Source organism: Acidovorax sp. CF316 (genome assembly GCF_000276605.1).
In the GTDB taxonomy this organism is placed as follows: Bacteria; Pseudomonadota; Gammaproteobacteria; order Burkholderiales; family Burkholderiaceae_C; genus Acidovorax.
Window position 1 is genome coordinate 1 of sequence record NZ_AKJX01000199.1, and the last position, 15,420, is coordinate 15,420.

Consider the following 15,420-nt stretch of genomic DNA (forward strand, 5'->3'; position numbering starts at 1 on the left):
CCCCGCCGCGCTGGGAGCGTCCCCCTCCCGACTCGCATAGCGAGTCGAGAGAGGGGTGAAGGCGCGAAGCGACTCAGGGGGTGCTTTATTCAATGCGCTGCGCTGGCACCCGAGGCCGGGGCGGCGGGCACGTGCAACGAGTCGCCGCCGTGCTGCTCGCCACCCATGTCCACCTTGTCACCTGCCTTCATGATGACGAACAGCGACAGGGCCGCAAACAGCACGAATCCGACAACGATCTTCCACATGGCTCATATCTCCTGAATTTTGGATGGGGGGTTGCTTGTTCAACAAAAAGGCCTCGCAGCTCCGCATGGCAGCTGCGAGGCCCTTTTCTGGAACACAGTGCCCACCCGGGGGAGCGGGCACTGGTCGCAGGGTGCCGGCGACCTCAGTCGTTGGCGTAGATATCCACGTCCTTGGTCTCGCGGATGAACAGCGTGCCGATCACCAGGGTCATGCTGGCGATGATGATCGGATACCACAGGCCGTTGTACATGTTGCCGGTCTGGGCCACGATGGCGAAGGCCGTGGTGGGCAGCAGGCCGCCGAACCAGCCATTGCCGATGTGGTAAGGCAGGCTCATCGAGGTGTAGCGGATGCGGGTCGGGAACATTTCCACCAGCATGGCGGCAATGGGGCCGTACACCATGGTCACCAGCAGCACCAGCCAGAACAGCAGCACCACGGTCAGGACCTTGTTGGTCTTGGCGGGGTCGGCCTTGGCGGGGTAGCCGGCGACCTTCAGGTCTTCGGACACTTCCTTCTTGAAGGCGGCAATGGCCTTGGCAGACGCTTCGTCGAACTTGAGGTTCACCACGGTGCCGGTAGGCGCCTCGACCGTCTTGGTGCCGATCTTGACCACGGCCTTGGAGCCTGCGGGGCCGGCCACGTTGTCGTAGCTCACCGAGTTCTGCACCAGGTAGCGCTTGGCGATGTCGCAGGAGCTGCGGAAGTCGATCTCACGCGCCACCGGGTTGCCCTGGAAGGAGCACGAAGCAGGGTCGGCCGTCACCACCACGCCAGCCGTGGCCTGGGCCTTGGCCAGGTCGGGGTTGGCGGCTTCGGTCAGTGCCTTGAACACGGGGAAGTAGGTCACCACGGCCAGCAGGCAGCCGGCCATGATGATGGGCTTGCGGCCGATCTTGTCCGACAGCGCGCCGAACACCACGAAGAAGGGCGTGCCCAGCAGCAGGGCGGCGGCGATCAGCAGGTTGGCGGTGGTGTTGTCCACCTTCAGCTGCTGCGTCAGGAAGAACAGCGCATAGAACTGGCCCGAGTACCAGACCACGGCCTGGCCGGCGGTCAGGCCCACCAGTGCCAGGATCACGATCTTCAGGTTCTTCCACTGGCCGAAAGATTCAGCCAGCGGGGCCTTGGAGGTCTTGCCCTCGGCCTTCATCTTCTGGAAGGCCGGCGATTCCGACAGCGACAGGCGAATCCACACCGAGATGCCCAGCAGCAGGATGGACACCAGGAACGGAATGCGCCAGCCCCAGTCCTGGAACACGGCCTCGCCCAGGCTCAGGCGCACGCCCAGGATCACCAGCAGGCTCAGGAACAGGCCCAGCGTGGCCGTGGTCTGGATCCAGGAGGTGTAGGCACCGCGCTTGCCGTGCGGGGCATGCTCGGCCACGTAGGTGGCAGCGCCGCCATACTCACCGCCCAGCGCGAGGCCTTGCAGCATGCGCAGGGCGATCAGGATGATGGGAGCGGCCACACCGATGGTGGCGTAGCTGGGCAGCAGGCCGACGATGAAGGTCGCCAGGCCCATGATCAGGATGGTGACCAGGAAGGTGTACTTGCGCCCGATCATGTCGCCCAGGCGGCCGAACACGATGGCACCGAAGGGCCGCACCAGGAAGCCCGCGGCAAACGCCAGCAGCGCGAAGATGAAGGCCGCGCCCGCATCCAGACCGCTGAAAAACTGCTTGGCAATGATGGCTGCGAGCGAGCCGTACAGATAAAAGTCGTACCACTCGAAAACGGTACCGAGCGACGAAGCGAAGATGACCTTCTTCTCTTCGGCGGTCATCGGCCGCGGTGCGGGATGGGTTGCCATGGTTTGTCTCCTGTGTGATGTATCAGACCGCCCTCTAGTGCGGCTGCCCACATTCTTGGAGATTGCACTGACCACGCTCTGACGCGAAACCAACACGGCCTTTCACCAAACTGACCGCGCTCTGACAACTTAGGGTGAAACCCTTGGGGCCGCTTTCAGGATGCGAGAAGGCACGCGCGCCGGCTGGTGTTTACCCCAACAGGCCGGTATGCGCGCTGTCAGGAAGACTGCGCGCAGGCAGCAGGCTTTTCTGCGCACGAACCGGGTGTGGGGCGATGTCAGCCCTTGGCCACGAGGCCCGACGGCACAGCGCTCACCGCGCCCCATTCGGGCCCCTCGAACCAGGCATCGCCGTCAAGGTAGGCGCGCAGCATGGGCAGGCCGTCAAGCCCCCAGAAGAGCTTGCCGTCCACCGCGAAGGCGGGCACGCCGAACACCCCGGCCGCCTGCGCGGCCTCGGTGTTGGCGCGCAGCAGCGCCTTGGGGCCCTCGCTCGCAATGTCCTGGCCGGGCCGCAGCTGCTCGGACAATGCAGCGGCCAGATCGGCCATGCGCGCCGCGTCCAGTGCGTCCTGCCCGCCCTGCCAGACATGGCGCAGCACGGTGCCAGCCACGTAGCGGTTGATGCTGCCATCGTCGCTGCAGGCCAGCGCCTGGCGCAGCAGCGGCAGCGGGTTGAAGGGGTGGCGCGCCGGCATCTGCAGGCCGATGCCGTGGGCATGGCCGAGCCAGGTCACGTGGCGGTAGGTCCAGTCGCGCTTGGGCGCAATGCCGGCGGGCCCCGGGTTGGCGTGCTGCGCCAGCAGGGCGCCGAGCAGCACCGGCTGGTAGGCCACGCTGTAGCTCTGCCCTTCGAGCACCTCGGGCAGGCGCTCGAAGGCCAGCCAGGCATAGGGCGAGATGAAGTCCAGGTAGAAGGTGATGTGTTTCATGGTGGTGCCTCCTTGGCGAGCGGCGCAATGCCCGCGCGCAACAACAACTGCGCCCAGACCGCACGGCGCACGGTGCTGTCGGCGCCACCCCAGATGCGGATCTCGTCCAGCGTGCGAAAGCAGCCCTCGCAGTGGCTGCGGTCGGGCGACATGCGGCACACCGAAATGCAGGGCGAGGGCACGGGCGCGCTGCTGCCGGCAACGAAATGCCCGGCCGCCCCGATCTGGCGGGCGTGGCTGGCCAGCAGTTCGACCGGGGTCATGCCGCCGCAGCAGGCGCTGAGGGTGGAGCGGGCTCCTGCACCACGTCCACCACGGGCGCGCCGGTCAGGCGCGTGAGGTCGCTCGGGTGCAGCGGGAACACGCTGTGCGGGTGCCCGGCCGCGGCCCAGACCACGTCGAAACGCAGCAGGTCGCGGTCGATCAGCGTGACCGGCGGCGTGGCATGCGCCAGCGGCGACACGCCGCCGATGGAAAAGCCGGTGCGCGCCTTGACGAACTCGGCATCGGCCCGGCCGACCTTGCCCACATGGGCCTCGACCTTCTTCTCGTCCACGCGCCGGTCGCCCGAGGTCACCACGAGCACCGCCACGTCGTCGCTCTTGCGCCGAAAGATGATGCTCTTGGCCACCTGGCCCACGAGGATGCCCAGCGCATCGGCCGCCTGCTGCGCGGTGCGCGCCGCGTCGTCGAGCATCTGCGGCATGTGCGGATGGCCCTGCGCCTGCAGCGCCGCTGCCACCCGTTGCACGCCTTCCGGCAAGTTCTTCAGTTCCGCTCCGCACATATCCGAGGTTCCCGCACTGGTCATGGTGGGGCGGCACCGTGCCGCCCGCTGTTCCCCCCATTGTCGGGCCTTCCGGGCCCTGGCATTCAGCCGGCGCGCTTGGTCAGGAGGGCATTGGCCGCGCGCGAATTGGGCTTGCGGACCAGAAAATCGCTGATGTAGGCCCCTGCATCGATGAGCTTGTCGAGGTCGATGCCGGTGTCGATGCCCATGCCGTGCAGCATGTAGACCACGTCCTCGGTGGCCACGTTGCCCGTGGCGCCCTTGGCATAGGGGCAGCCGCCCAGGCCCGCCACCGAGGTGTCGTACTGCCACACGCCCATCTCCAGCGTGGCCACGGTGTTGGCCAGGGCCTGGCCGTAGGTGTCGTGGAAATGGCCCGAGACGTCGTCGATGCCGTAGTGCTGCAGCGTGGCCTCCATGGCGCGCTGCACCTTGCGCGGCGTGCCCACGCCGATGGTGTCGGCAACGCCCACGTGCTGCACGCCGATGCCCTTCATCAGGCCGGCCAGGTAGGCCACGCGCTCGGGCGCGATCTCGCCCTCGTAGGGGCAGCCCACCGTGCAGCTCATGGCGCCGCGCACGTGGATGCCGGCCGCGCGCGCGGCCTCCACTACCGGGGCGAAGCGCTCGATGCTCTCGGCGATGGAGCAGTTGATGTTCTTCTGGCTGAAGGCCTCGCTGGCCGAGCCGAAGACCACGATCTCGTCGGGCCGATCGACCACCGCGGCCTCGTAGCCTTTGAGGTTGGGGGTGAGCACCGAGTAGACGATGCCCGCCTGGCGCGCAATGCCTTGCATGACCTCGTGGTTGTCCGCCATCTGCGGCACCCACTTGGGCGAGACATAGCTCGTGACCTCGATGTTCTTGAGGCCCGCGTCCTGCAGGCGGTGCACCAGGCCGATCTTGACCACGGCGGGCACGGGGGATTTCTCGTTCTGCAGGCCGTCGCGCGGGCCGACGTCGACGAGTTTGACTTTGGTGGGAATGCTCATGGGGAAGTCTCCGATGGAAATGGGGTCAGGCCATGGCCGGCCTGGGCCGAAAGCGCAGCAGCAGTCCGCCCACGGCCATGCCGATCAGGCCGGCCAGCAACAGGCCGACGCCAATGAAGCCCTTGATCCAGCGGGAGCTGCTGATCTCGGCCTGCGAGGGGTCCCGGGACGGATAGCGGACCGTGACGGATTCACCGACGGAATGCTGGGCCTGCAGGCGCCGCAGCACTGGATCGGTCACGCGCAGGGTCTGGCCCTCCTGGGTGGTGAACTCCACCATGCTCTGGCTGCCATGGGCCGTGCGGCCCATCGTGCCTGCGGTGCCCGGCACCAGGGCCACGACGCGCCCCTGGGCCGAACGCATGTCGCCCACCAGGTTCAGGCTGGATGCCAGCAGCCAGGCCGCGCCCAGCGCTGTCAGGGCCCCGGGAACGAGCAGGACCCAGCCCAGCAGGCCGAGGAAATGGCGAAAGGGAGAGTTGGATGCCATGCGCTGTGTCCTGTGCTCCGATGGTGCCCGGTCAGTAGCCACGCCCGGGATCCACGACCCCGGCCACCGCCTCGCCGCGCTGCAGCGCCGCGATCTTGCCGGCGATCTGCGCGATGCTCTCCTCGCGCAGCGTGCGCGCCGAGGTGTGCGGCGTGGCCACGATGCGCGGGTGGTTCCAGAACGGATGGCCCGCTGGCAGGGGTTCCTTGCGGAACACGTCCAGCGTGGCGCCGGCCACATGGCCGCTGTCGATCAGGGCCAGCAGGTCGTCCTCCACCAGGTGCGCCCCGCGCGCCACGTTGACCACATAGGCGCCCGGTTGCAAGCGCGAAAGAGTTTCGCGGTTCATGATGTCCTGGGTATCGGGCGTCAACGGCAGCAGGTTCACCAGCACGCGGCTGGCAGCGAGGAAATCGTGGAACCCGTCGGTACCGCTGAACCCGCGCACACCCTCGATGGCCTTGGGCGAGCGGCTCCAGCCGTTGACCGGAAAGTCGAACTGCGCGAGCGCCCGCGCCACCCGTTCGCCGAGCACGCCGAGCCCCATCACGCCGATCGGGAAATCGCTGCGCAGGCGCGGCTTGCGGTAGCCCCAGCGGCCGGCCTGCATGTCGGCCTCGTAGGCGTCGAACTCGCGGAAATGGCGGATGACGGCGTGGCTCACGTACTCGGCCATCTGCACGGCCATGCCCGCATCATCGAGCCGCACTACGCGCATGGAGGGCGGCAGGCGCAGCTTGAGCAGGGCATCCACGCCCGCGCCGATGTTGAACAGCGCCTTGAGTGCCGGTTGTTCGTCCACGAACTGCTGGGGCGGGGCCCAGACGACTGCATAGTCGGCCTGGAGAGCCCCTGGTTGCCAGACGGAGATGCTTGCTTCGGGCAGGGCCGCCTGCAGGCCCTGGAGCCAGGGCTCGGCTTTGGTATCGGTACAGCAAAAGGTGATGTTCATGACCGCAAGCGTACCGCGCCCTGGCAACCCCCGTCTGCGTGCGGTTACGCCGCTGCCGCTGTTGCTGCGGCGGCCAGCTTGAGCAACTCGGCCCCTTCGGTCACCTGGTCGCCGGGCGCATAGAGCAGCTCCTGCACCACGCCATCGGTTGGCGCGGCGATGGTGTGCTCCATCTTCATGGCCTCCATCACGGCCAGGGCCTGGCCCTTGGCGACCTTGTCGCCGGCCTTGACGGCGAACGACACCACCTTGCCGGGCATGGGGGCCGTGAGGCGCCCGCCCTCGGCCGCCACTTCACCGGAATGGGCCAGCAGGTCGATGGCCAGGATCTGCGTGGCCCCTTGGGGCGTGAACACATGGTCCAGCTCGCCCTGGGCATGCACGGCGGCGCGCGTGCGCTGGCCGGCGAACTGCAGGTCGATGGCATCCCCCGCGGGGGCAAACACCAGGGGCCCGGCCACCTGGGCAGCGCCCTCGCCCACGGCCAGGTGCAGGCTGCCGCCGCGCTCGTAGGTCAGCCAGGCTTTCACATGCTCGCCGCCAAACTCGAACTCGAACCGGCGCTGCACCACGCCATGCGTATGGAAGCCATCGCGGCGGCTGAACGGATCGGCGCCCTCGGCCGCGCGCTCGTGCAGCAGGGCCTGCGCCACGGCACTGGCTGCGGCCAGCGACAGGCCCACGTCTTCGCGCTTGAACAGCACGGCCTGCTCGCGCGGGATCAGCGCGGTGTCGAGCTTCGCCTGGGCGAACGAATCGGTGCGTGCCACGCGGCGCAGGAACTGCACATTGGTGGCCAGCCCCACGATATGGGTCTGGGCCAGGGCCTCGTCCAGGCGGGCCAGGGCCTGCTCGCGCGTGTCGCCGTGCACGATGAGCTTGGCCACCATGGAGTCGTAGAACGGGCTGATGGCATCGCCCTGGCGCACGCCCGAGTCCACGCGCACGGTGCCGCGCTCGAAGGCCACATGGGCCGGCAGCCCGTACACATGCAGCGCGCCCGTGGCGGGCAGGAAGTTGTTGTCGGGGTTCTCGGCGCAGATGCGCGCCTCGATGGCGTGGCCGGTGATGCGCAGCTGGTCCTGTGCCAGCGGCAGCGGCTCGCCCGAGGCCACACGCAGCTGCCACTCCACCAGGTCCTGGCCGGTGATGGCCTCGGTCACGGGGTGCTCCACCTGCAGGCGGGTGTTCATTTCCATGAAGAAGAAGTTCATGCTGCCGTCGGCGCGCTGCTCGACGATGAACTCCACCGTGCCGGCGCCCACGTAGTTCACGGCGCGCGCAGCAGCCACGGCGGCGTTGCCCATCTGCTGGCGCATGGCCTCGGTCATGCCGGGGGCTGGGGCCTCTTCCAGCACCTTCTGGTGGCGGCGCTGCACCGAGCAGTCGCGCTCGAACAGGTAGACGTAGTTGCCTTGCGTGTCACCGAACACCTGGATCTCGATGTGGCGCGGGCGCTGCACGTACTTTTCGATCAGCACCGCGTCGTCGCCAAAGCTGTTGATGGCCTCGCGCTGGCACGAGGCCAGGGCATCGGCGAACTCGGCCGCAGACTCCACCGCGCGCATGCCCTTGCCGCCGCCGCCGGCGCTGGCCTTGATGAGCACCGGGTAGCCGATGCGGTCGGCCTCGCGCTGCAGCAGGGCCGGGTCCTGGTCGGCCCCGTGGTAGCCGGGCACCAGGGGCACGCCGGCCTTTTCCATAAGCTGCTTGGACTCGGCCTTGAGCCCCATGGCCTGGATGGCCGAGGGCGGCGGGCCGATGAACACCAGGCCGGCGTCGGCGCAGGCCTGGGCGAATTCCTCGTTCTCGCTCAGGAAGCCGTAGCCCGGGTGCACGGCCTGCGCGCCCGTTGCCTTGGCCGCACCGATGATGCGCTGCCACTGCAGGTAGCTCTCCTTGGGCGCGCTGCCGCCAATGTGCACGGCCTCGTCGCACACGGCCAGATGCTTGGCGCCCGCATCGGCGTCCGAGTACACCGCCACGGTCTTCACCCCCATGCGGCGGGCAGTGGCAGCAACCCGGCAGGCGATCTCGCCGCGGTTGGCGATCAGGATCTTCTTAAACATGGCGCCCTCCCACGGCGAGATCGCCTGCGCACGCTGCGCGTGCCACGCAATTTGCAGAAACATCCGCTGCGCGGCTGCTTTCACCGCGATTGGCAATCAGGATTTTTGTGAACATAGGACTTCAAACCGCCTTCGCGGGGCCAGAGAAAAGAGAAGACAAGCGCCGCAGCACGGCGCGCAGAAACTTGAAGAGCACCACCAGCAGCAGCACCGAGACCACCAGCATCACCACCAGCACCACCCCGAAGGTCACGGGGTACTGCGTGGCGAGCCAGACCACGCCCACCACCAGCCCGTCCTCCAGGAAGGACAGGCCCCAGTTGGAAAACGGCTCGGGCGATGTGTTCGCCGCGGCGCGCGCCGTCATCTTGGTGGCCAGCGAGGTGGCCGCGAGCGAGCCGCCCATCAGCCCACCCACCAGCCCCATGGTGGCGCTGTCGGCGCCGAACACGCCCGCCGCCAGCAGCGCCCCGGCCGGTACGCGGATGAACGCATGCACGGCATCCCACAGGCTGTCGAACCAGGGCACCTTGTCGGCGAAGAACTCCACCACCAGCATGCAGCCGCTGACCGCCAGCACCAGGGGGCTTTGCAGCACCGCCAGGCCCGGGGGCAGCGGCATCCAGCCGGCCCAGCCCATGGCGCCGACCATGAACACCACGGCATACAGCCGCACGCCGCTGGCCCAGCCCAGCGCGGCGGCCAGGGCCAGCAGGCCTGGCATGTCGAGCTGCTGGGTGGCACGGGCCACGCCACCGGCCACGTCGCGGGCCGTGCCCGGGTCCACGTGCAGGCCGATGGTGTGCAGCCACTGAACGATGCTGAGCCAGAGTGCGTCCATGGGAAGTCCTGGTGAGCGGATCAGCCTGCCAGCCAGGCCGGCTTGCGCTTTTGCAGGAAGGACTGCACGCCTTCGCGGCCTTCCTCGCTGGCGCGGATGTCGGCAATGCCCTGCACCGTGGCGTCGATCAGGCCGGCATTGATCTCGCGCTCGGCCACGTCGATCACCAGCCGCTTGCAGGCACGCACGGCCGCCGGGCTGGCACTGGTCAGCGCCTTGAGCAGCTCGGCCAGCTTGGCGTCGAGCGCCACGAAGTCCGGGTCGGCTGCCACCACCTCGTGCACGAAGCCGATGCGCAGTGCCTCGGCTGCGCTGAAACGCTCGGCCGTAAGGAAGTAGCGGTGCGCCGCGCGCGCACCCATGGCGCGGATCACATAGGGGCTGATGGTCGCGGGGATCAGGCCCAGCTTCACCTCGCTCAGGCAGAAGCCCGCCGTGTCCACCGCCACCGCCATGTCGCAGGCTGCCACCAGGCCCACACCACCCGCATACACGTCGCCCTGCACGCGCGCGATGGTGGGTTGGGGGCACTCGTAGATCACGCGCAGCATCTCGGCGAGCTTGCCGGCATCGGCCACGTTCTCGTCGCGCGTGTAGTCGGCCATGCGGCGCATCCAGTTGAGGTTGGCGCCGGCACAGAAGGCCGGGCCCTCGGCCGCCAGCACCACGGCGCGCACGTCGGCGCGCGCGCCCACCTCGGTGAAGGCGGCGGTGATCTCGGCGATGACTTCGTCGCTGAAGGCGTTGCGGATCTCGGGCTGCGTGAGCGTGATGCGCGCCACAGCGCCTTGGTAGGTGACAGTGAGGTTCGTTCCCATGGTGACCGGTCCTTACATGCGAAAGAGGCCGAACTTGGTGCCTTCGATGGGCGCATTGCGCGTGGCCGCCAGGCCCAGCGCCAGCACGCGGCGCGTGTCGGCCGGGTCGATCACGCCGTCGTCCCACAGGCGCGCGGTGGCGTAGTAGGGGTGGCCCTGGTCTTCGTACTGGCGGCGGATGGGGGCCTTGAAGGCTTCTTCCTCGTCGGCGCTCCACTGGCCGCCCTTGCCCTCGATGCCGTCGCGCTTGACGGTGGCCAGCACGCCGGCCGCCTGCTCGCCGCCCATGACGCTGATGCGCGCGTTGGGCCACATCCACAGGAAGCGCGGGCTGTAGGCGCGGCCGCACATGCCGTAGTTGCCGGCGCCGAAGCTGCCGCCGATGATGATGGTGAACTTGGGCACGGCGGCCGTGGCCACGGCCGTGACCATCTTCGCGCCGTTGCGCGCGATGCCCTCGTTCTCGTACTTGCGGCCGACCATGAAGCCGGTGATGTTCTGCAGGAACACCAGCGGGATCTTGCGCTGGCAGCACAGCTCGATGAAGTGCGCGCCCTTGAGCGCCGACTCGCTGAACAGGATGCCGTTGTTGGCGATGATGCCCACGGCCATGCCCTCGATGCGCGCGAAGCCCGTGACCAGCGTGGTGCCGTAGCGCGCCTTGAACTCGTCGAACTCGCTGCCGTCGACGATGCGGGCGATGATCTCGCGCACGTCGAAGGGCTTGCGCGTGTCCACGGGGATCACGCCATAGAGCTCTTCACCGGCAAACTTCGGCGGCAGCGGCGCGCTGTCGGCAGGCGATGCGGCCTTGGCCTTGTTGAGGTTGCGCACCGCATTGCGCGCCAGTTGCAGCGCATGCAGGTCGTTCTGTGCCAGGTGGTCGGCCACGCCCGACAGGCGCGTGTGCACGTCGCCGCCGCCCAGGTCCTCGGCCGTGACGACCTCGCCTGTGGCGGCCTTTACCAGCGGCGGGCCGCCCAGGAAGATGGTGCCCTGGTTCTTGACGATGATGGACTCGTCGCTCATCGCCGGCACGTAGGCGCCGCCGGCCGTGCAGCTGCCCATGACCACGGCGATCTGCGAGATGCCCTGGGCGCTCATGTTGGCCTGGTTGAAGAAGATGCGGCCGAAGTGGTCGCGGTCGGGGAAGACCTCGTCCTGGTTGGGCAGGTTGGCGCCGCCCGAATCCACCAGGTAGATGCAGGTCAGGTGGTTCTGCTGCGCCACTTCCTGCGCGCGCAGGTGCTTCTTCACGGTCAGCGGGTAGTAGGTGCCGCCCTTCACCGTGGCGTCGTTGCACACGACCATGCAGTCCACGCCGCTCACGCGGCCGATGCCTGCGATCAGGCCGGCGCTGGGCGCATCGTTGTTGTACATGTTGAGCGCGGCCAGCGGCGCCAGCTCCAGAAAGGGCGTGCCCGGGTCCAGCAGCATCTGCACGCGCTCGCGCGGCAGCAGCTTGCCGCGTGCCGTGTGCTTGGCACGCGCGGCCTCGCCGCCGCCCTGGGCCACCTTGTCGAGGTGGCTGCGCAGGTCGTCGACCAGGGTGCGCATGGCGGCCGCGTTGGCCAGGAAGTCGGCCGAGCGGGCGTTCAATTGGGTGTCTAGGATGGTCATGCAGCGAATCTCTTTCAAGCAGTCTTTTCTTCGGCCAGGCCCAGCTGGTCCTTCATCTCGTCGCGGATCCTGAACTTCTGGATCTTGCCGGTCACCGTCATCGGGAAGCCCGCGACGAAGCGGATGTAGCGTGGCACCTTGTAGTGGGCGATCTGGCCCTTGCAGAAGGCGCGCACGGCCTCCTCGGTCAGCTCCTGGCCGGGCTTGACCACGATCCAGGCGCACAGCTCCTCGCCGTACCGGGCATCGGGCACGCCCACCACCTGCACGTCCTGCACCTGCGGGTGGCGGTAGAGGAACTCCTCGATCTCGCGCGGGTAGATGTTCTCGCCGCCGCGGATCACCATGTCCTTGATGCGGCCGACGATGTTCACGTAGCCCTCGGCGTCCATGGTGGCCAGGTCGCCGGTGTGCATCCAGCCGTCGGCGTCGATGGCCTCGCGGGTCTTGGCCTCGTCGCCCCAGTAGCCGTGCATCACCGAATAGCCGCGCGTGCAGAACTCGCCGCGCTCGCCCACGGGCACGGTCGCGCCGGTGTCGGGATTCACGATCTTCACTTCCAGGTGCGGCTGCACCTGGCCCACGGTGGAGACGCGCTTGGCCAGTGGAGTCTCGGTGCTGCTCTGGCAGCTCACGGGGCTGGTCTCGGTCATGCCGTAGGCGATGGTGATCTCGGACAGGTGCATCTGCTCGACCACGCGCTTCATCACCTCGGTCGGACAGGGCGAGCCGGCCATGATGCCGGTGCGCAGGGTGGACAGGTCGAACTCGGCAAAGCGCGGGTGGTCCAGCTCGGCGATGAACATGGTGGGCACGCCGTGCAGGCCGGTGCAGCGCTCGTCCTGCACAGCCTGCAGCACCGTGAGCGGGTCGAAGCCGTCATTGGGGTAGACGATGGTCGCGCCGTGCGTGAAGCAGGCCAGGTTGCCCAGCACCATGCCGAAGCAGTGGTACAGCGGCACAGGGATGCACAGCCGGTCTTCCGGCGTGAGGCGCATGCACTCGCCGATGAAGAAGCCGTTGTTCAGGATGTTGCGGTGCGTGAGCGTGGCGCCCTTGGGAAAGCCCGTGGTGCCGCTCGTGAACTGGATGTTGATGGGGTCGGTGGCCTTGAGCCCCGCCGCCACCTCGGCCACGCGCGCATCGGCCACATCGCCGCGCGCCAGCAGGTCCGAAAAGCGCAGCAGGCCCGGCTCGTCTGCGCCCTGCCCGGCCTCGTCGATCCACACCACGGTATTCAGGTGCGGCAGCTTCACCGCGCCCAGGCGGCCCGGCTCCTGGCGCTGCCACTCGGGCGCCAGTTCGCGCAGCATGCCCAGGTAGTCGCTGGTCTTGAAGCGCGCCATGCTCACCAGCAGCCGGCAGCCGACCTTGTTGAGCGCGTACTCCACCTCGGAGGTGCGGTAGGCCGGGTTGATGTTGACCAGCACCAGGCCCACCTGCGCCGTGGCCAGCTGCATCAGCACCCATTCGGCATTGTTGTGCGACCAGATGCCCACGCGGTCGCCGGGCACTAGACCCAGGCCCAGCAGGGCACTGGCCAGGCGCCGGGCCTCGGCCTGCAGGCTGAGGTAGGTGTAGCGCCGCTGCTGGTGCACGCTGACCAGCGCCTCGCGCTCGGGCTGGCGCGCCACCATGGCGTCGAAGAAGTCGCCCAGGGTCTGCTCGATCAAGGGCACGTCGGTCGCGCCAAGGGCCAGGCTGGTGGTCAGCGGGGCGGGGGAAGGCAGGGCTGCACCCATGTTCTTGTCTCCTTGCGTGTCGCACTCCCGCACAGCGAGTGAATGGCGGGGCGATGTGCAAGCATAGGAGCCTGCCACGGCCCCTGCTTGACACAAAGGTTGCAAATCGTGCCACACCTCGGGCACACTGGTACCCGTGAAATCCCCCGCCCTTGCGGCCCCCGAGGGCCTGCCCGCCCCCAAGACCGCGCCAGCCGCCACCCCCATCGCCTTCGTACAGGCGATTGCACTCGCTTACAGGCGCCGCGGCATGAGCCCCGCCTGGGCGCTGGCCCAGGCACAGATTGCGCCCGGCCTGCTGTTCGACGAAGGCGCCCGCATCACCGCTTGGCAGATGGAGGAGATCTCGGGCGCGGCCATGCGCGAGCTCGACGACGAGGCCCTGGGCTGGTTCGGCCGGCGCCTGCCCTGGGGCAGCTACGGCATGCTGGCGCGCGCCTCCATCAGCTCGCCCGACCTGGGCGTGGCGCTCCAGCGCTGGTGCCGCCACCATGGCCTGCTGGCCGACGACATCACGCTGCGCCTGGCGCAGGCCGACAGCACGGCCACACTCTCCATCGGGGAGAACCGCGACCTGGGCTCCCTGCGCGAGTTCTGCCTGGTCTCGGTGCTGCGCAATGCCCTGGGCCTGGGCTGCTGGATGGTGGATTCGCGCGTGCCGCTGCTGGCGGCCGAGTTCGCCTTCGCGGCACCACCGCATGCCGAGGCCTATGCCGTGCTGTTCCCCGGGGGATCGGTGCGCTTCAACGCCCCGCAGACGGCCATCCACTTCGATGCGCGCTACCTCAGCCTGCCATTGCGGCGCGACGAGGCCGCGCTGCGCCAGATGCTGCAGCATGCGCTGCCGCTCACGGTGCTGCAGTACCGGCGCGACCGGCTGTTGGTGGCGCGCGTGCGCCAGCTGCTGGGCGCGCCCGTGCAGGGCCACCCGGGCCAGGCACTGGCCTCGCACAGCGCCGAGTCGCTGGCGCACCTGCTGCATGTGTCGCCGCGCACGCTGCACCGCCAGCTCAAGGAGGAAGGGGCCACACTGCAGGGCCTCAAGGACGAGGTGCGCCAGGCCCGTGCCATGGAGCTGCTGCACCGCAGCGACCGCCCCATCAAGCAGGTGGCCGAGGCGGCCGGCTTCGTCAACGAGAAGAGCTTCATCCGCGCCTTCAAGGGCTGGACCGGACATTCGCCGGCCGAGTACCGGCGCCTGGCCCGCACGGCGGCGTGATCTGCAACCGCACTGGCAGCGTGGGGAACCCCGCTGCCGTGCCCGCGCACTACACTGGCCCACGATGCCGATGATCCACCTGTACCACTGCGTCAGCGCGCGCTCGTTCCGTCCCCTGTGGATGCTCGAAGAGCTGCAGCTGCCGTACTCGCTGCACATGCTGCCCTTTCCGCCCCGGTTGAAGGCGCGCAGCTTCCTGGAACTGAATCCGCTGGGCACCGTGCCCCTGCTGGTGCAGGGCGCCGTGCGCATGACCGAATCGGCCGCCATCTGCCAGTACCTGGCCGCGGCCCACCCCGATGCCGGGCTGGACGTGCGCGCCGTGGACCCGGCCTATGGCGCCTACCTCAACTGGCTGCACATGGGCGAGGCCACGCTGACCTTCCCCCAGACCCTGGTGCTGCGCTACAGCCGCTTCGAGCCCAAAGAACGCCAGCAGCCCCAGGTGGTGGAAGACTACCGCCGCTGGTTCCTGGCCCGCCTGCGCGCGGTGGAAGCCGCCCTGGCCCATGGCGAGCACCTGTGCGCGGGCCGCTTCACCGCCGCCGATGTCTCGGTGGGTTATGCGCTGCTGCTGGCCGAGCACCTGGGCCTGTCGCCCGAGTTCGGCGAGCGCACGCTGCTGTACTGGCACCGCCTGCAGCAGCGCCCCGGCTACCAGCGCGCCATGGCCGCGCAGATCGAGGCCGCCGAGGAGCAGGACGTGCCGACCACACCCGCGCCCGACACCCGGCCCTGATGCGGATCTGCATTCAATCGTATAAGTTATCCATTGCGCCGCGCGCCACCCGCGACGCATGACACTGGCTCAGCCCAGGCCCGTGTCCCCGCGCAAGGGCCGCCCCGCCGCGAAGGCGGCGTATCCAGCCTTGGCGCTGGGGGCGTCCCCCTCC

15 protein-coding genes are annotated in these 15,420 nt (G+C 68.6%); 2 read left to right on the plus strand and 13 right to left on the minus strand.

Annotation, left to right across the window (positions count from 1 at the left end; translation table 11 throughout):
• Positions 1–89: 89 nt before the first annotated feature.
• From PMI14_RS35350 to PMI14_RS24455, 13 genes are all read right to left on the minus strand, one after another.
• Positions 90–248: a hypothetical protein gene (locus PMI14_RS35350; protein ID WP_007858372.1), complete on the minus strand. Its 159-nt coding sequence runs from the start codon at positions 246–248 to the stop codon at positions 90–92.
• 143 nt (positions 249–391) lie between these two features.
• Positions 392–2,062 (minus strand): MFS transporter, encoded by a 1,671-nt coding sequence (locus tag PMI14_RS24400; protein ID WP_007858373.1) that lies wholly within the window; start codon positions 2,060–2,062, stop codon positions 392–394.
• Positions 2,063–2,340: 278 nt separating this feature from the next.
• Positions 2,341–2,994 carry a 2-hydroxychromene-2-carboxylate isomerase gene (locus tag PMI14_RS24405; protein WP_007858374.1) on the minus strand — a complete coding sequence of 218 codons (654 nt, stop codon included), beginning with the start codon at positions 2,992–2,994 and terminating at the stop codon, positions 2,341–2,343.
• Positions 2,991–3,257 carry a DUF1289 domain-containing protein gene (locus PMI14_RS24410; protein WP_007858375.1) on the minus strand — a complete coding sequence of 89 codons (267 nt, stop codon included), beginning with the start codon at positions 3,255–3,257 and terminating at the stop codon, positions 2,991–2,993. Before PMI14_RS24410 ends, PMI14_RS24405 begins: the two co-directional genes overlap by 4 nt.
• Positions 3,254–3,781: a YbaK/EbsC family protein gene (locus PMI14_RS24415; RefSeq protein WP_007858376.1), complete on the minus strand. Its 528-nt coding sequence runs from the start codon at positions 3,779–3,781 to the stop codon at positions 3,254–3,256. Before PMI14_RS24415 ends, PMI14_RS24410 begins: the two co-directional genes overlap by 4 nt.
• Before the next feature lie 86 nt (positions 3,782–3,867).
• Positions 3,868–4,776 carry a hydroxymethylglutaryl-CoA lyase gene (locus tag PMI14_RS24420; RefSeq protein WP_007858377.1) on the minus strand — a complete coding sequence of 303 codons (909 nt, stop codon included), beginning with the start codon at positions 4,774–4,776 and terminating at the stop codon, positions 3,868–3,870.
• 25 nt (positions 4,777–4,801) lie between these two features.
• A complete protein-coding gene (locus tag PMI14_RS24425) occupies positions 4,802–5,266 on the minus strand; it encodes a DUF3592 domain-containing protein (protein ID WP_007858378.1) in 465 nt (154 codons plus the stop codon).
• A gap of 31 nt (positions 5,267–5,297) precedes the next feature.
• A complete protein-coding gene (locus PMI14_RS24430; RefSeq protein WP_007858380.1) occupies positions 5,298–6,218 on the minus strand; it encodes a glyoxylate/hydroxypyruvate reductase A in 921 nt (306 codons plus the stop codon).
• Positions 6,219–6,262: 44 nt separating this feature from the next.
• Positions 6,263–8,287 (minus strand): acetyl/propionyl/methylcrotonyl-CoA carboxylase subunit alpha, encoded by a 2,025-nt coding sequence (locus PMI14_RS24435; RefSeq protein ID WP_007858382.1) that lies wholly within the window; start codon positions 8,285–8,287, stop codon positions 6,263–6,265.
• A gap of 121 nt (positions 8,288–8,408) precedes the next feature.
• Positions 8,409–9,128 (minus strand): DUF4126 domain-containing protein, encoded by a 720-nt coding sequence (locus PMI14_RS24440; protein WP_007858383.1) that lies wholly within the window; start codon positions 9,126–9,128, stop codon positions 8,409–8,411.
• 20 nt (positions 9,129–9,148) lie between these two features.
• The gene (locus tag PMI14_RS24445) at positions 9,149–9,946 is read right to left on the minus strand and encodes an enoyl-CoA hydratase/isomerase family protein (RefSeq protein ID WP_007858385.1); all 798 of its coding nucleotides are present in this window, start codon (positions 9,944–9,946) and stop codon (positions 9,149–9,151) included.
• A 12-nt stretch (positions 9,947–9,958) separates the two neighbouring features.
• Entirely contained in the window at positions 9,959–11,566 is a 1,608-nt protein-coding gene (locus tag PMI14_RS24450; protein ID WP_007858398.1) for a carboxyl transferase domain-containing protein, read from the minus strand.
• A 14-nt stretch (positions 11,567–11,580) separates the two neighbouring features.
• Positions 11,581–13,308: an AMP-binding protein gene (locus PMI14_RS24455; protein ID WP_007858400.1), complete on the minus strand. Its 1,728-nt coding sequence runs from the start codon at positions 13,306–13,308 to the stop codon at positions 11,581–11,583.
• A gap of 136 nt (positions 13,309–13,444) precedes the next feature.
• On the opposite strand from PMI14_RS24455, the gene PMI14_RS24460 reads away from it, so the two are divergent.
• Positions 13,445–14,527 carry an AraC family transcriptional regulator gene (locus PMI14_RS24460; protein WP_007858403.1) on the plus strand — a complete coding sequence of 361 codons (1,083 nt, stop codon included), beginning with the start codon at positions 13,445–13,447 and terminating at the stop codon, positions 14,525–14,527.
• Positions 14,528–14,597: 70 nt separating this feature from the next.
• Positions 14,598–15,266: a glutathione S-transferase family protein gene (locus tag PMI14_RS24465; protein WP_007858404.1), complete on the plus strand. Its 669-nt coding sequence runs from the start codon at positions 14,598–14,600 to the stop codon at positions 15,264–15,266.
• Positions 15,267–15,420: the final 154 nt, after the last annotated feature.

Bases quoted from the DNA above. Each gene is read 5' to 3' on its own strand.
- PMI14_RS35350 (WP_007858372.1), bottom strand. From the start codon at position 248: ATGTGGAAGATCGTTGTCGGATTCGTGCTGTTTGCGGCCCTGTCGCTG.
- PMI14_RS24400 (WP_007858373.1), bottom strand. From the start codon at position 2,062: ATGGCAACCCATCCCGCACCGCGGCCGATGACCGCCGAAGAGAAGAAG.
- PMI14_RS24405 (WP_007858374.1), bottom strand. From the start codon at position 2,994: ATGAAACACATCACCTTCTACCTGGACTTCATCTCGCCCTATGCCTGG.
- PMI14_RS24410 (WP_007858375.1), bottom strand. From the start codon at position 3,257: ATGACCCCGGTCGAACTGCTGGCCAGCCACGCCCGCCAGATCGGGGCG.
- PMI14_RS24415 (WP_007858376.1), bottom strand. From the start codon at position 3,781: ATGTGCGGAGCGGAACTGAAGAACTTGCCGGAAGGCGTGCAACGGGTG.
- PMI14_RS24420 (WP_007858377.1), bottom strand. From the start codon at position 4,776: ATGAGCATTCCCACCAAAGTCAAACTCGTCGACGTCGGCCCGCGCGAC.
- PMI14_RS24425 (WP_007858378.1), bottom strand. From the start codon at position 5,266: ATGGCATCCAACTCTCCCTTTCGCCATTTCCTCGGCCTGCTGGGCTGG.
- PMI14_RS24430 (WP_007858380.1), bottom strand. From the start codon at position 6,218: ATGAACATCACCTTTTGCTGTACCGATACCAAAGCCGAGCCCTGGCTC.
- PMI14_RS24435 (WP_007858382.1), bottom strand. From the start codon at position 8,287: ATGTTTAAGAAGATCCTGATCGCCAACCGCGGCGAGATCGCCTGCCGG.
- PMI14_RS24440 (WP_007858383.1), bottom strand. From the start codon at position 9,128: ATGGACGCACTCTGGCTCAGCATCGTTCAGTGGCTGCACACCATCGGC.
- PMI14_RS24445 (WP_007858385.1), bottom strand. From the start codon at position 9,946: ATGGGAACGAACCTCACTGTCACCTACCAAGGCGCTGTGGCGCGCATC.
- PMI14_RS24450 (WP_007858398.1), bottom strand. From the start codon at position 11,566: ATGACCATCCTAGACACCCAATTGAACGCCCGCTCGGCCGACTTCCTG.
- PMI14_RS24455 (WP_007858400.1), bottom strand. From the start codon at position 13,308: ATGGGTGCAGCCCTGCCTTCCCCCGCCCCGCTGACCACCAGCCTGGCC.
- PMI14_RS24465 (WP_007858404.1), top strand. From the start codon at position 14,598: ATGATCCACCTGTACCACTGCGTCAGCGCGCGCTCGTTCCGTCCCCTG.